The 14,384-nt window shown below is 64.4% G+C and carries 13 protein-coding genes; 12 read left to right on the top strand and 1 reads right to left on the bottom strand.

The annotated features are described in order from the left end of the window. Positions 1-47: 47 nt before the first annotated feature. The 7 genes from dnaJ (at position 48) to VQ065_RS27180 (ending at position 8,157) form a co-directional block, all read left to right on the top strand. Positions 48-1,181 (top strand): molecular chaperone DnaJ, encoded by a 1,134-nt coding sequence (dnaJ, locus tag VQ065_RS27210; protein ID WP_003095211.1) that lies wholly within the window; start codon positions 48-50, stop codon positions 1,179-1,181. A 56-nt stretch (positions 1,182-1,237) separates the two neighbouring features. Continuing rightward, entirely contained in the window at positions 1,238-2,044 is an 807-nt protein-coding gene (gene dapB / locus VQ065_RS27205) for a 4-hydroxy-tetrahydrodipicolinate reductase (RefSeq protein ID WP_003095210.1), read from the top strand. Between the two features lie 182 nt (positions 2,045-2,226). After that, the gene (carA, locus tag VQ065_RS27200; protein WP_003095209.1) at positions 2,227-3,363 is read left to right on the top strand and encodes a glutamine-hydrolyzing carbamoyl-phosphate synthase small subunit; all 1,137 of its coding nucleotides are present in this window, start codon (positions 2,227-2,229) and stop codon (positions 3,361-3,363) included. A gap of 11 nt (positions 3,364-3,374) precedes the next feature. Continuing rightward, positions 3,375-4,025: a leucine efflux protein LeuE gene (leuE, locus tag VQ065_RS27195; protein WP_003095208.1), complete on the top strand. Its 651-nt coding sequence runs from the start codon at positions 3,375-3,377 to the stop codon at positions 4,023-4,025. 19 nt (positions 4,026-4,044) lie between these two features. Then, positions 4,045-7,266 carry a carbamoyl-phosphate synthase large subunit gene (carB, locus tag VQ065_RS27190; RefSeq protein ID WP_003095207.1) on the top strand — a complete coding sequence of 1,074 codons (3,222 nt, stop codon included), beginning with the start codon at positions 4,045-4,047 and terminating at the stop codon, positions 7,264-7,266. Further along, positions 7,263-7,739 (top strand): transcription elongation factor GreA, encoded by a 477-nt coding sequence (gene greA / locus VQ065_RS27185; RefSeq protein WP_003095206.1) that lies wholly within the window; start codon positions 7,263-7,265, stop codon positions 7,737-7,739. Before carB ends, greA begins: the two co-directional genes overlap by 4 nt. 10 nt (positions 7,740-7,749) lie before the next feature. Next, complete coding sequence (locus VQ065_RS27180; protein ID WP_003095205.1) at positions 7,750-8,157, top strand: hypothetical protein; 408 nt, start codon at positions 7,750-7,752, stop codon at positions 8,155-8,157. A gap of 40 nt (positions 8,158-8,197) precedes the next feature. Here VQ065_RS27180 and yhbY read toward each other — a convergent pair whose 3' ends face one another. Next, positions 8,198-8,512 (bottom strand): ribosome assembly RNA-binding protein YhbY, encoded by a 315-nt coding sequence (gene yhbY / locus VQ065_RS27175; RefSeq protein WP_003095204.1) that lies wholly within the window; start codon positions 8,510-8,512, stop codon positions 8,198-8,200. A 94-nt stretch (positions 8,513-8,606) separates the two neighbouring features. On the opposite strand from yhbY, the gene rlmE reads away from it, so the two are divergent. From rlmE to tpiA, 5 genes are all read left to right on the top strand, one after another. Continuing rightward, a complete protein-coding gene (gene rlmE, locus VQ065_RS27170) occupies positions 8,607-9,230 on the top strand; it encodes a 23S rRNA (uridine(2552)-2'-O)-methyltransferase RlmE (protein WP_003095202.1) in 624 nt (207 codons plus the stop codon). 198 nt (positions 9,231-9,428) lie between these two features. After that, complete coding sequence (ftsH, locus tag VQ065_RS27165) at positions 9,429-11,348, top strand: ATP-dependent zinc metalloprotease FtsH (RefSeq protein WP_003095200.1); 1,920 nt, start codon at positions 9,429-9,431, stop codon at positions 11,346-11,348. Positions 11,349-11,357: 9 nt separating this feature from the next. Further along, entirely contained in the window at positions 11,358-12,209 is an 852-nt protein-coding gene (gene folP / locus VQ065_RS27160; RefSeq protein ID WP_003095197.1) for a dihydropteroate synthase, read from the top strand. 16 nt (positions 12,210-12,225) lie between these two features. Beyond that, positions 12,226-13,563: a phosphoglucosamine mutase gene (glmM, locus tag VQ065_RS27155; RefSeq protein WP_003095196.1), complete on the top strand. Its 1,338-nt coding sequence runs from the start codon at positions 12,226-12,228 to the stop codon at positions 13,561-13,563. Between the two features lie 65 nt (positions 13,564-13,628). Further along, a complete protein-coding gene (gene tpiA / locus VQ065_RS27150; RefSeq protein ID WP_003100513.1) occupies positions 13,629-14,384 on the top strand; it encodes a triose-phosphate isomerase in 756 nt (251 codons plus the stop codon).

Raw genomic sequence — 14,384 nt, 5'->3', positions numbered from 1 at the left:
TCCCGCGTTGGCGTGTCTGGAGGGTCCTTAATTGAGACGGAAAGGTTATGGCGAAACGAGACTTTTACGAGGTTCTGGGGGTTGAGCGTGGCGCCAGCGAGGCGGACCTGAAGAAGGCCTACCGTCGCCTGGCGATGAAATACCACCCGGACCGCAATCCTGGCGACAAGGAAGCCGAGGACAAGTTCAAGGAGGCCAACGAGGCCTACGAGGTCCTCTCCGATGCCAGCAAGCGGGCGGCCTACGACCAGTACGGCCATGCCGGCGTCGATCCGAACATGGGTGGGGGCGCTGGCGCCGGTTTCGGCGGGGCGAGCTTCTCCGACATCTTCGGCGATGTGTTCAGCGATTTCTTCGGTGGCGGCGGCGCCCGCGGTGGCTCGCGCGGCGGCGCGCAGCGCGGCGCGGACCTGCGCTACACCCTGGATCTCGACCTGGAAGAGGCGGTACGCGGCACCACCGTCACCATCCGCGTGCCGACCCTGGTCGGTTGCAAGACCTGCAACGGCAGCGGCGCCAAGCCCGGTACCACACCGGTCACCTGCACCACTTGCGGCGGTATCGGCCAGGTGCGTATGCAGCAGGGCTTCTTCTCGGTCCAGCAGACCTGCCCGCGCTGCCACGGCACCGGCAAGATGATTTCCGATCCCTGTGGCTCCTGCCATGGCCAGGGGCGCGTGGAAGAGCAGAAGACCCTGTCGGTGAAGGTGCCGGCCGGCGTCGACACCGGCGACCGCATCCGCCTCACCGGCGAAGGCGAGGCCGGCAGCATGGGTGGTCCGGCGGGCGACCTGTACGTGGTGGTCAATGTGCGCGAGCACCCGATCTTCCAGCGCGACGGCAAGCATCTGTACTGCGAAGTGCCGATCAGTTTCGCCGACGCTGCGTTGGGTGGCGAGCTGGAAGTGCCGACCCTGGATGGCCGGGTCAAGCTGAAGATTCCGGAAAGCACCCAGACCGGCAAGCTGTTCCGCCTGCGCGGCAAGGGCGTGGCCCCGGTGCGCGGCGGCGGCGCCGGCGACCTGATGTGCAAGGTGGTGGTGGAAACCCCGGTGAACCTGGACAAGCGCCAGCGCGAGCTGCTCGAGGAGTTCCGCAAGTCGTTGCAGAGCGACACCTCGCATTCGCCCAAGGCCAGTGGCTGGTTCGAAGGCATGAAGCGTTTCTTCGACGACCTATAAACAAAGCCATGGGCGCGGCCTGACCGCCGCGTCCGGGTTCCGCGTGGAGTGGTTTTATGCGACGTATAGCCGTAGTGGGCGCCGCCGGGCGCATGGGCAAGAACCTGATCGAGGCCGTTCAGCAGACCGGCGGTGCCGCCGGGCTGACGGCGGCGGTGGATCGTCCGGATAGCACCCTGGTGGGGGCGGACGCCGGCGAGCTGGCCGGTCTCGGCCGGATCGGCGTGCCGCTGTCCGGGGACCTGGGCAAGGTCTGCGAGGAGTTCGACGTCCTGATCGACTTCACCCATCCCTCCGTAACCCTGAAGAACATCGAGCAGTGCCGCAAGGCGCGCCGCGCGATGGTCATCGGCACCACCGGCTTCAGCGCCGACGAGAAGCTGCTGCTGGCCGAAGCGGCGAAGGATATCCCGATCGTCTTCGCTGCCAACTTCAGCGTCGGCGTGAACCTTTGCCTGAAGCTTCTGGATACTGCGGCACGGGTGCTGGGCGACGAAGTGGATATCGAGATCATCGAGGCCCATCACCGGCACAAGGTCGATGCGCCGTCCGGCACCGCCTTGCGCATGGGCGAGGTGGTAGCCCAGGCGCTCGGCCGGGACCTCCAGGAAGTGGCGGTCTACGGACGCGAGGGGCAGACCGGCGCGCGGGCGCGGGAAACCATCGGCTTCGCCACCGTGCGCGCCGGCGACGTGGTGGGCGACCACACCGTGCTGTTCGCCGCCGAGGGCGAGCGCGTGGAGATCACCCACAAGGCTTCCAGCCGCATGACCTTCGCCCGTGGCGCGGTGCGTGCGGCGCTGTGGCTGGAGGGCAAGGAGAACGGCCTGTACGACATGCAGGATGTGCTCGGCCTACGCTGAGGCGCTGCCGCACGTCGTCTTATTGGTGGACCGGAATGTCGCGATTCTGTAAACTACAGCTTTAGTGTGTCCACTAAAAGCAGCGCAGCATGAATCGAAAAAAAGCGGGATGACTCTTCACGGTGTCATCCCGCTTTTTTACACCTGCGCGACCAGTCAGGCTTGATTTACGGGAGGTCTTCTTGACTAAGCCAGCCATACTTGCACTTGCCGACGGCAGCATTTTTCGCGGTGAAGCCATCGGTGCCGACGGCCAGACCGTTGGCGAGGTGGTGTTCAACACCGCCATGACCGGCTACCAGGAAATCCTTACCGATCCTTCCTACGCCCAGCAGATCGTCACCCTGACCTACCCGCACATCGGCAATACCGGTACCACCCCGGAAGACGCCGAGGCCAACCGCGTCTGGGCCGCCGGCCTGATCATCCGCGACCTGCCGCTGATCGCCAGCAACTGGCGCAGCAAGCAGTCGCTGCCTGACTACCTGAAAGCCAACGGCACCGTCGCCATCGCCGGCATCGATACCCGTCGCCTGACCCGCATCCTCCGCGAGAAGGGTTCGCAGAACGGCTGCATCCTGGCTGGTGCCGACGCTACCGAGGAACGCGCGCTGGAGCTGGCTCGCGCCTTCCCCGGCCTGAAGGGCATGGACCTGGCCAAGGAGGTCACCACCGCCGAGCGCTACGAGTGGCGCTCCAGCGTCTGGAACCTGGAAAGCGACAGTCATCCGGAGATCCCGGCCGGTGAACTGCCGTATCACGTGGTGGCCTACGACTACGGCGTGAAGCTGAACATCCTACGCATGCTGGTGGCGCGCGGCTGCCGCCTGACCGTGGTGCCGGCGCAGACACCGGCCAGCGAAGTGCTGGCGCTGAACCCTGACGGCATCTTCCTTTCCAACGGCCCCGGCGACCCCGAACCGTGCGACTACGCGATCCAGGCGATCCGCGAATTCCTCGATACCGAGATCCCGGTGTTCGGCATCTGCCTCGGCCATCAGTTGCTGGCCCTGGCCTCTGGCGCCAAGACCCTGAAGATGGGCCACGGGCACCACGGCGCCAACCACCCGGTGCAGGACCTGGACAGCGGCGTGGTGATGATCACCAGCCAGAACCACGGTTTCGCGGTCGACGAGAGCACCCTGCCGGACAACCTGCGAGCCACTCACAAGTCGCTGTTCGACGGTACCCTGCAGGGTATCGAGCGCACCGACAAGGTCGCTTTCAGCTTCCAGGGCCACCCCGAGGCGAGCCCCGGTCCGCATGACGTCGCCCCGCTGTTCGACCGCTTCATCTCGGCGATGGCCGAGCGTCGCTGAGGAGCAGAGCCATGCCGACCCTGGGGATAACCGATTTCTGGACCTACGTGCTGGGTGTGGTTTTCGTGATCCTGTTGCCCGGACCGAACTCGTTGTTCGTCCTCGCGACTTCGGCCCAGCGTGGCGTGGCGACCGGCTACCGGGCCGCCTGCGGCGTGTTCCTCGGCGACGCGGTGCTGATGCTGCTGTCGGCCCTCGGCGTGGCCTCCCTGCTGAAGGCCGAGCCGATGCTGTTCATCGGCCTGAAGTACCTCGGTGCGGCCTACCTGTTCTATCTCGGCGTCGGCATGCTGCGGGGCGCCTGGCGCAAGCTGCGCAATCCCGAGGCGACGGCGGCGCAGGCCGAACAGGTGGATGTCCACCAGCCGTTCCGCAAGGCGCTGCTGCTCAGCCTGTCGAATCCCAAGGCGATCCTGTTTTTCATCTCCTTTTTCATCCAGTTCGTCGATCCCGGCTATGCCTATCCGGGCCTGTCGTTCCTGGTGCTGGCGGTGATCCTGGAACTGGTCAGCGCCCTTTACCTGAGCTTCCTGATTTTCACCGGTGTGCGGCTGGCGGCCTGGTTCCGCCGGCGGCAACGGTTGGCTGCCGGCGCCACTTCGGGCGTCGGCGCCCTGTTCGTCGGCTTTGGTGTGAAGCTGGCCACCGCAACCCTGTCCTGATTATTGCAACGAGAGTCCCATGCCAAAACGTACAGACATAAAGAGCATCCTGATCCTCGGTGCCGGCCCCATCGTGATTGGCCAGGCCTGCGAATTCGACTACTCCGGCGCCCAGGCCTGCAAGGCCCTGCGCGAGGAGGGCTACCGCGTCATCCTGGTGAACTCCAACCCCGCGACCATCATGACCGATCCGGCGATGGCCGACGCGACCTACATCGAGCCGATCAAGTGGGCCACCGTGGCCAAGATCATCGAGAAGGAACGCCCCGACGCGCTGCTGCCGACCATGGGCGGCCAGACTGCGCTGAACTGCGCCCTGGACCTGGAGCGCCACGGCGTGCTGGAGAAGTTCGGCGTGGAGATGATCGGCGCCAATGCCGATACCATCGACAAGGCCGAGGACCGCTCGCGCTTCGACAAGGCGATGAAGGATATCGGCCTGGCCTGTCCGCGCTCGGGCATCGCCCACAGCATGGAGGAGGCCTACGGCGTGCTCGAGCAGGTCGGCTTCCCCTGCATCATCCGTCCGTCCTTCACCATGGGCGGCACCGGCGGCGGTATCGCCTACAACCGTGAAGAGTTCGAAGAGATCTGCGCCCGTGGCCTCGACCTGTCGCCGACCAACGAGCTGCTGATCGACGAGTCGCTGATCGGCTGGAAGGAGTACGAGATGGAGGTGGTCCGCGACAAGAAGGACAACTGCATCATCGTCTGCTCCATCGAGAACTTCGACCCGATGGGCGTGCACACCGGTGACTCGATCACCGTGGCACCGGCGCAGACCCTGACCGACAAGGAATACCAGATCATGCGCAACGCCTCGCTGGCGGTATTGCGCGAGATCGGCGTGGAAACCGGCGGTTCCAACGTGCAGTTCGGCATCTGCCCGAACACCGGGCGCATGGTGGTGATCGAGATGAACCCGCGGGTTTCCCGCTCCTCGGCCCTGGCCTCCAAGGCCACCGGTTTCCCGATCGCCAAGATCGCCGCCAAGCTGGCGGTCGGCTACACCCTCGACGAACTGCAGAACGACATCACCGGCGGTCGCACCCCGGCGTCGTTCGAGCCGGCCATCGACTACGTGGTGACCAAGATCCCGCGCTTCGCCTTCGAGAAGTTCCCGAAAGCTGATGCCCGCCTGACCACCCAGATGAAGTCGGTCGGCGAAGTCATGGCCATCGGCCGGACCTTCCAGGAGTCGGTGCAGAAAGCCTTGCGCGGCCTGGAAGTCGGCGCCACCGGCTTCGATCCGAAGCTCGACCTGAACGACCCGGAGGCCGACAGCATCCTCAAGCGCGAGCTGACCGTGCCCAGCGCCGAGCGTGTCTGGTACGTCGCCGACGCCTTCCGCGCCGGCAAGAGCGTCGAGGAAGTGTTCGAGCTGACCCGCATCGACGAATGGTTCCTGGTGCAGATCGAGGACCTAGTCAAGGACGAGGAGAAGGTCAAGACCCTCGGCCTGTCCTCCATCGATCGCGAGCTGATGTACAAGCTCAAGCGCAAGGGCTTCTCCGACGCGCGCCTGGCCAAGCTGCTAGGCGTCACCGAGAAGAACCTGCGCAGCCATCGCCACAAGCTGAAGGTGCTGCCGGTCTACAAGCGTGTCGATACCTGCGCCGCCGAGTTCGCCACCGACACCGCCTACATGTATTCGACCTACGAGGAAGAGTGCGAGGCCAACCCGTCGAGCCGCGAGAAGATCATGATCCTCGGCGGCGGTCCGAACCGCATCGGCCAGGGCATCGAGTTCGACTACTGCTGCGTGCACGCGGCGCTGGCGATGCGCGAAGACGGCTACGAGACCATCATGGTCAACTGCAACCCGGAAACCGTCTCCACCGACTATGACACCTCCGACCGCCTGTACTTCGAGCCGGTGACCCTCGAGGACGTCCTTGAGATCGTCCGCGTCGAGCAGCCCAAGGGCGTGATCGTCCAGTACGGCGGCCAGACCCCGCTGAAGCTCTGCCGCGCCCTCGAAGAGGCCGGCGTGCCGATCATCGGCACCAGTCCGGACGCCATCGACCGTGCCGAAGACCGCGAGCGCTTCCAGCAGATGGTCCAGCGCCTGAACCTGCGCCAGCCGGCCAACGCCACCGCGCGCAGCGAAGACGAGGCCCTGGCCGCGTCCAAGGCCATCGGTTATCCGCTGGTGGTACGCCCGTCCTACGTGCTGGGCGGGCGGGCGATGGAAATCGTCTACCAGGAAGAAGAACTCAAGCGCTACATGCGTGAGGCGGTTCAGGTTTCCAACGACAGCCCGGTGCTGCTCGACCACTTCCTCAACTGCGCCATCGAAGTCGACATCGACGCGGTATGCGACGGCGAGATCGTGGTGATCGGCGCGATCATGCAGCATATCGAGCAGGCTGGCGTTCACTCCGGCGACTCCGCCTGTTCGCTGCCGCCGTACTCGCTGCCGCAGCACATCCAGGACGAGATCCGCGAGCAGGTCAAGAAAATGGCCCTGGAGCTTGGCGTGGTCGGCCTGATGAACGTGCAGATGGCGGTGCAGGGCGAGGATATCTTCGTCATCGAGGTCAATCCGCGCGCCTCGCGTACCGTGCCGTTCGTCTCCAAGTGCGTCGGCGAGTCGCTGGCCAAGGTCGCCGCCCGCGTCATGGCCGGCAAGACCCTGGCCGAGGTCGGCTTCACCCAGGAAATCATCCCGCCGTTCTTCAGCGTCAAGGAAGCGGTGTTCCCGTTCGCCAAGTTCCCCGGCGTCGATCCGATCCTCGGCCCGGAAATGAAGTCCACTGGTGAAGTGATGGGCGTCGGTGATAGCTTTGCCGAAGCCTTTGCCAAGGCTCAGTTGGGGGCCAGCGAAATCCTCCCGACCGCCGGTTGCGCCTTCATCAGCGTCCGCGAAGACGACAAGCCGTTCGCCGCCCAGGTGGCTGGCGACCTGGTCGCGCTGGGCTTCGAAGTGGTAGCCACCGCCGGTACCGCGCGTGTCATCGAGGCCGCGGGCCTGCCGGTGCGTCGCGTGAACAAGGTGACCGAAGGTCGCCCGCACGTGGTGGACATGATCAAGAACGACGAGGTCACCCTGATCATCAACACCACCGAGGGCCGGCAGTCCATCGCTGACTCCTACTCCATTCGTCGAAACGCCCTGCAGCACAAGATCTGCTGCACCACCACCATTGCGGGTGGGCAGGCGATCTGTGAGGCGCTCAAGTTCGGTCCCGAGAAGACCGTTCGGCGTCTGCAGGATCTCCACGCAGGAATCAAGGCATGAGCAAGTTCCCCATGACCGTCCAGGGCGCCCGCGCCCTGGAAGAAGAAGTGAAACACCTGAAGGGCGTGCTGCGCCCGCAGATCAGCCAGGCCATCGCCGAAGCGCGTGAACTGGGCGACCTCAAGGAAAACGCCGAGTACCATGCGGCGCGCGAACAGCAGGGCATGGTCGAGGCGCGTATCCGCGACATCGAGGCCAAGCTGTCCAACGCCCAGGTCATCGATGTCACCGCCATCCCGCACAGCGGCAAGGTGATCTTCGGCACCACCGTCGACATCGCCAACGTCGAGACCGACGAGACCGTGACCTACCAGATCGTCGGCGACGACGAGGCGGATATCAAGGGTGGCAAGATCTCGGTGAATTCGCCGATCGCCCGTGCGCTGATTGGCAAGACCGAAGGCGATGCCGTGCTGGTGAGAACCCCGGGCGGCGACGTCGAGTACGAGATCGTCGAGGTTCGCCATATCTAAGCGCGCTCCGTTGCGCGCAGGCGCGATCAGTTGGCTGCTGGCCCAGACGTTCTGGGTCGGCGGCCTCTGGTTGCTGCAGTTCGTGGTCCTGCCTGCGTTGGCCAAGACCGGACTGGCGCCGTTGCTGGTGGATACCGTAGCCGCGGCGTTGACGCCGCTGCTGATCGGCTTCGCCGGATTCTGTGCGGTGCTGCAGGCGCTGGTGTTGGTGTCGAGCCACGGGCCGAGGAGCCTCTGGCGAGACCTTCGCGGTCAGTTGTTGCTCGCCGTCGCGCTGCTCTGCCTGGTGTATTTCCTGGTGCGTGGGCTGGCGCCCGAGGCGGTGCGCTGGCTGCTGTTCAACTACCTGGCGGTGGCGATGTGTGGCCTGCTGCTGGTGTTGCAGCCGGTACCGGGGCGGGACGAGGAAGGCGTCTGAACCAGGTCGGGAAGTTTCCCGACCTTGGTTGGATGGGGCATCAGATGCCGGCGAAACGGCTGATGTTCGAGAGATTCTTGTTCGGCTTCGGGTTCTTCCGATAGACCAGCGCCATCTTGCCGATGCTTTGCACCAGGTCGCTGCGCGACTGCGCGCAGAGTTCGTCGAGCAGGGCGCGGCGATCGTCGCGCTCGGCCAGCGCCAGTTTCACCTTGATCAGTTCGTGATCGTTGAGTGCGCGCTCGAGTTCGGCGAGAACGCCTTCGGTCAAGCCGTTCTCGGCTACGATCAATACCGGTTTCAGGTGGTGACCGATAGATTTGAACTGTTTCTTCTGCTCTTGAGTGAGCGCCATAATCAGACCCCTGGGAAAAAGTCGTCTATTTTACCCCAGTTTTAGTCCAAGTGATGCTGCCCCCGCCGACCGGGGGTGCCCGAAGAGGTATTCCGTGGCCCGCTCCAAAACCAGCCAGCGTTGGCTGAAAGAACATTTCGACGATCCCTACGTGAAGATGGCCCAGCGCGATGGCTATCGCTCGCGCGCCAGCTACAAGCTGCTGGAGATCCAGGAGAAGGACCGCATCCTGCGTCCGGGCATGACCGTGGTCGACCTGGGCGCCGCGCCGGGCGGGTGGTCGCAGGTCACCAGCCGGGTGATCGGCGACCGTGGTCGGCTGATCGCTTCGGACATCCTCGAGATGGACAGCATCCCCGACGTCACCTTCATCCAGGGCGACTTCACCGAGGACGCGGTGTTCGCGCGGATCCTCGAGGCGATCGGCGATCATCCGGTAGACCTTGTGATTTCCGATATGGCCCCCAATATGAGTGGAGTGCGGGCCGCCGACCAGCCGCGCGCCATGTATCTCTGCGAACTGGCGCTGGACCTGGCCGGCCGTGTGCTGCGACCGGGCGGCGATTTCCTGATCAAGATCTTCCAGGGCGAAGGTTTCGACCAGTACCACAAGCAGGCCCGGGAAATGTTCGACAAGGTACAGATGCGCAAGCCCCTGTCGTCGCGTGATCGTTCGCGGGAACAGTATCTGCTCGCACGCGGCTTTCGCGGGGAATAGACTGGAATGATTGACCCTATAGCCTGTCTATTGGTCGATGACCTGTTGTGCCGGGACGGGCGAGGGTTCATAAAGGGTTACAGACAACGCCTGCGTGCGCGGGCGCTTGTGTAGTACTTTTGGCCGGAAGGAGTCTGGCCGTCGTGTGAAGCGGTTTCCAGGACGGAGCCGGCTTCAGAGGGTAGTCAATTGAACGACATGGCAAAGAATCTGATTCTGTGGCTGATCATCGCGGCGGTACTGGTGACCGTGATGAACAATTTCTCGAGCCCGAGCGAGCCACAGACGCTGAACTACTCGGACTTCATCCAGCAGGTCAAGGATGGCAAGGTCGAGCGAGTGACCGTGGATGGCTATGTCATCACCGGCAAGCGTAGCGACGGCGATACCTTCAAGACCATCCGCCCGGCGATCCAGGACAACGGCCTGATCGGCGACCTGGTCAACAACAACGTCGTGGTCGAGGGCAAGCAGCCCGAACAGCAGAGCATCTGGACCCAGTTGCTGGTCGCCAGCTTCCCGATCCTGGTGATCATCGCCGTGTTCATGTTCTTCATGCGCCAGATGCAGGGCGGCGGCGGCGGTCGCGGCGGCCCGATGAGCTTCGGCAAGAGCAAGGCGCGCCTGCTGTCCGAGGACCAGGTCAAGACCACCTTCGCTGACGTCGCCGGCTGCGACGAGGCCAAGGAGGAGGTCAGCGAGCTGGTCGAGTTCCTTCGCGATCCGGGCAAGTTCCAGCGCCTGGGCGGCCGTATCCCGCGTGGCGTGCTGATGGTCGGCCCGCCCGGCACCGGCAAGACCCTGCTGGCCAAGGCCATCGCCGGCGAAGCCAAGGTGCCGTTCTTCACCATTTCCGGTTCCGACTTCGTCGAGATGTTCGTCGGCGTGGGTGCCTCCCGTGTCCGCGACATGTTCGACCAGGCCAAGAAGCACGCGCCGTGCATCATCTTCATCGACGAGATCGACGCCGTCGGCCGCCATCGCGGCGCCGGCCTGGGCGGCGGTCACGACGAGCGCGAGCAGACCCTCAACCAGTTGCTGGTGGAGATGGATGGCTTCGAGATGAACGATGGCATCATCGTCATCGCTGCCACCAACCGTCCGGACGTTCTGGACCCGGCGCTGCTGCGTCCGGGCCGCTTCGACCGCCAGGTGGTGGTCGGCTTGCCGGATATCCGCGGGCGCGAACAGATCCTCAAGGTGCACATGCGCAAGGTGCCGTTGGGCGACCATGTCGATCCTGCCGTCATCGCCCGCGGTACGCCCGGTTTCTCCGGCGCCGACCTGGCCAACCTGGTCAACGAGGCCTCGCTGTTCGCCGCGCGCTCCAACAAGCGCATCGTCGACATGCGCGAGTTCGAGCTGGCCAAGGACAAGATCATGATGGGCGCCGAGCGCAAGACCATGGTCATGTCCGAGAAGGAGAAGCGCAACACCGCCTACCACGAGGCCGGCCACGCCATCGTCGGTCGCCTGGTGCCGGAGCATGACCCGGTGTACAAGGTGTCCATCATTCCGCGCGGACGTGCCCTGGGCGTGACCATGTTCCTCCCCGAGGAAGATCGCTACAGCCTGTCCAAGCGCGCGCTGGAAAGCCAGATCTGCTCGCTGTTCGGCGGCCGTATCGCGGAAGAGATGACCCTCGGCTTCGAAGGCGTCACCACTGGCGCTTCCAACGACATCATGCGTGCTACCCAGTTGGCGCGGAACATGGTGACCAAGTGGGGTCTGTCCGAGAAGCTCGGCCCGCTGATGTACGCGGAGGAGGAGGGCGAGGTGTTCCTCGGCCGTAGCGCCGGCAGCCAGCACGCCAATGTGTCGGGCGAGACCGCCAAGATGATCGACCAGGAAGTCCGGCGCATCATCGACGACTGCTACGGTACCGCCAAGCGACTGCTCGACGAGAACCGCGACAAGCTGGAGATGATGGCCGACGCACTGATGAAGTACGAGACCATCGACTCCGACCAGATCGACGACATCATGGCCGGTCGCGTGCCGCGCGAGCCGCGTGACTGGCAGGGTGGTTCGGGTACCGGCACCCCGCCGGCCAACCTGGAAGAGTCGGGCCGCCGCGAGAACACCCCTCCCATCGGTGGGCCGGCCGGCGAGCACTGAGAGCCCTGAATGAGCAATCCGCAATACCCGACCCGACTGCCTTGCGGCAGTCGGGTTCTTGATTTGGCCCGCCCACATGTCATGGGCATCCTCAATGTCACCCCCGATTCCTTTTCCGACGGCGGCCGTTACGACCGGCTGGACGATGCCCTGCGGCATGCCGAGCGCATGGTGCGGGAAGGCGCAACGCTCATCGACGTCGGCGGCGAGTCGACCCGTCCCGGTGCGCGCAGCGTTTCTCCGACGGAGGAGCTGGAGCGGGTCGCTCCGGTAGTCGAACGCATCGCCCGCGAGCTGGACGTCGTGATTTCGGTGGATACCTCCACGCCTGCGGTCATGCGCGAAACTGCGCGTCTCGGAGCGGGTCTGATCAACGACGTCCGTTCGCTGCAGCGCGACGGTGCGCTGGATGCTGCGGTGGATAGCGGCCTGGCGGTCTGTCTCATGCACATGCGCGGAGAACCGCAGACCATGCAGGATGCGCCTGCCTACCAGGATGTGGTGGCGGAAGTCGGCGCGTTCCTGCAGGAGCGTGTGGATGCCTGCGTGGCGGCCGGAATCGACCGCGAGCGGCTGTTACTGGATCCGGGTTTCGGTTTTGCCAAGACACTGGAGCACAACCTGGTGCTGTTCAGGCATCTGCAGGCGCTCCATGGCCTGGGCCTGCCGTTGTTGGTCGGCGTTTCGCGCAAGAGCATGATCGGCAAGGTACTGGGGCGGGAGGTGGACGAACGCCTCTACGGCAGTCTCGCGCTGGCGGCCCTGGCGCTGGCCAAGGGCGCACGGATAATTCGAGTGCATGACGTGGCGGCGACCGTCGACGTGATGCGAATGATCTCCGCCGTTGAAATGGCGGATTGAGCACGGAAGACAAAAGATGAGCAGAAAATACTTCGGGACTGACGGTATCCGTGGTCGTGTTGGCGAGTTTCCGATTACTCCGGACTTTGTTCTCAAGCTGGGCTGGGCGGTGGGCATGGCCTTCCGCCGGCAGGGCAACTGCCGGGTCCTGATCGGCAAGGACACGCGCAGCTCGGGTTACATGTTCGAGTCGGCCTTCGAGGCCGGGCTCTCCGCTTCCGGCGCCGATACCCTGTTGCTGGGACCGATGCCTACCCCCGGCATCGCCTACCTGACGCGGACTTTCCACGCCGAGGCCGGGGTGGTGATCAGCGCTTCGCACAATCCCCACGACGACAACGGCATCAAGTTCTTCTCCGGGCAGGGGACCAAGCTGCCGGACGACGTCGAGCTGATGATCGAGGAACTGCTCGATGCGCCGATGACCGTGGTGGAGTCCGCCCGTCTCGGCAAGGTTTCGCGGATCAATGACGCGGCGGGGCGCTACATCGAATTCTGCAAGAGCAGCGTGCCGACCAGCACCGACTTCAACGGTCTCAAGGTCGTGCTCGACTGCGCCAACGGCGCTACCTACAAGATCGCTCCCAGCGTCTTCCGGGAACTGGGCGCGGAAGTGACGGTGCTGGCGGCCAGCCCGAATGGCCTGAACATCAACGACAAGTGCGGCTCCACTCACCTGGATGGCCTGCAGGCTGCGGTGGTCGAGCACCATGCCGACCTCGGCATCGCCTTCGACGGCGACGGCGACCGGGTGATGATGGTCGACCATACCGGTGCGGTCGTGGATGGCGACGAACTGCTTTTCCTCATCGCGCGCGACCTGCAGGAAAGCGGGCGGCTGCAAGGTGGTGTGGTCGGCACCCTGATGAGCAACCTCGGCCTGGAGCTGGCTTTGCAGGAACTGCATATCCCGTTCGTGCGGGCGAAGGTCGGCGATCGCTATGTGATGGCCGAACTGCTGGCTCGGAACTGGATGCTGGGAGGGGAGAATTCGGGGCATATCGTCTGCTGCCAGAACACCACGACGGGCGATGCCATCATCGCGGCGCTACAGGTGCTGATGGCGCTCAAGCATCGCGGCCAGACCCTGGCCGAGGCGCGCCAGGGGATTCGCAAGTGCCCCCAAGTGCTGATCAATGTGCGCTTCAAGGGCGAAAACGATCCGCTCGAGCACCCCTCGGTGAAGGAGGCCAGCGTCCGCGTCACCGAGCAAATGGGCGGGCGCGGTCGTGTCCTGCTGCGCAAATCCGGCACAGAGCCGTTGGTCCGAGTGATGGTCGAGGGCGACGAGGAAGCTAGCGTTCGTGCCCACGCCGAACAGCTGGCAAAAATTGTTTCTGAGGTATGTGCTTGATTTTGCTTGCCAGTCTGGAAACTGTTGAGTAACATCTGCGCCCACTTTGCCCCGCGAGGTACAGCATGCGTCGACCCTTGGTGGCCGGTAACTGGAAAATGCACGGTACGCATTCCAGTGTGGCCGAGTTGATCAAAGGCTTGCGTCAGCTGGCGTTGCCGAGCGGAGTCGATGTAGCTGTGATGCCGCCTTGCTTGTTCATCAGCCAGGTCATCCAGGGCCTGGCCGGCAAGGCGATCGATGTAGGTGCGCAGAACAGCGCCGTAGAGCCGATGCAAGGCGCGCTGACCGGTGAGACTGCTCCCAGTCAGTTGGCGGATGTCGGTTGTAGCATGGTCCTTGTGGGCCACTCGGAGCGTCGCCTGATTCTCGGCGAGAGTGACGAGGTTGTGAGTCGCAAGTTTGCCGCGGCTCAGTCGTGCGGCCTGGTGCCGGTGCTGTGTGTCGGGGAGACCCGGGCGGAGCGCGAGGCGGGCAAGACGCTGGAGGTTGTCGCAAGGCAGCTGGGAAGCGTGATCGACGAGTTGGGTGTTGGAGCTTTTGCTCGCGCAGTCGTGGCTTACGAGCCGGTCTGGGCGATCGGGACCGGGTTGACCGCGTCCCCCGCGCAAGCCCAGGAAGTGCACGCGGCGATCCGCGCGCAACTGGCAGCGGAAAATGCCGAGGTCGCAAAAGGTGTGCGACTCCTTTACGGCGGCAGTGTAAAGGCGGCAAGTGCAGCCGAGTTGTTCGGCATGCCGGATATCGATGGGGGGCTGGTAGGTGGAGCCTCCCTCAATGCGGATGAGTTCGGCGCGATCTGTCGTGCCGCGGGAAGCTGA

This window comes from Pseudomonas sp. KBN10P06128 (assembly GCF_037574945.1).
Classification (GTDB): domain Bacteria; phylum Pseudomonadota; class Gammaproteobacteria; order Pseudomonadales; family Pseudomonadaceae; genus Pseudomonas; species Pseudomonas aeruginosa.
The sequence above is the reverse complement of the archived record's forward strand: the minus strand, read 5'-3'. Positions and strand labels throughout refer to the sequence as shown.

Coding starts and splice junctions, on each gene's coding strand:
- ftsH (WP_003095200.1), top strand. CDS start 9,429: ATGGCAAAGAATCTGATTCTGTGGCTGATCATCGCGGCGGTACTGGTG.
- tpiA (WP_003100513.1), top strand. CDS start 13,629: ATGCGTCGACCCTTGGTGGCCGGTAACTGGAAAATGCACGGTACGCAT.
- folP (WP_003095197.1), top strand. CDS start 11,358: ATGAGCAATCCGCAATACCCGACCCGACTGCCTTGCGGCAGTCGGGTT.
- yhbY (WP_003095204.1), bottom strand. CDS start 8,512: ATGGCGCTCACTCAAGAGCAGAAGAAACAGTTCAAATCTATCGGTCAC.
- greA (WP_003095206.1), top strand. CDS start 7,263: ATGAGCAAGTTCCCCATGACCGTCCAGGGCGCCCGCGCCCTGGAAGAA.
- dapB (WP_003095210.1), top strand. CDS start 1,238: ATGCGACGTATAGCCGTAGTGGGCGCCGCCGGGCGCATGGGCAAGAAC.
- leuE (WP_003095208.1), top strand. CDS start 3,375: ATGCCGACCCTGGGGATAACCGATTTCTGGACCTACGTGCTGGGTGTG.
- carB (WP_003095207.1), top strand. CDS start 4,045: ATGCCAAAACGTACAGACATAAAGAGCATCCTGATCCTCGGTGCCGGC.
- dnaJ (WP_003095211.1), top strand. CDS start 48: ATGGCGAAACGAGACTTTTACGAGGTTCTGGGGGTTGAGCGTGGCGCC.
- glmM (WP_003095196.1), top strand. CDS start 12,226: ATGAGCAGAAAATACTTCGGGACTGACGGTATCCGTGGTCGTGTTGGC.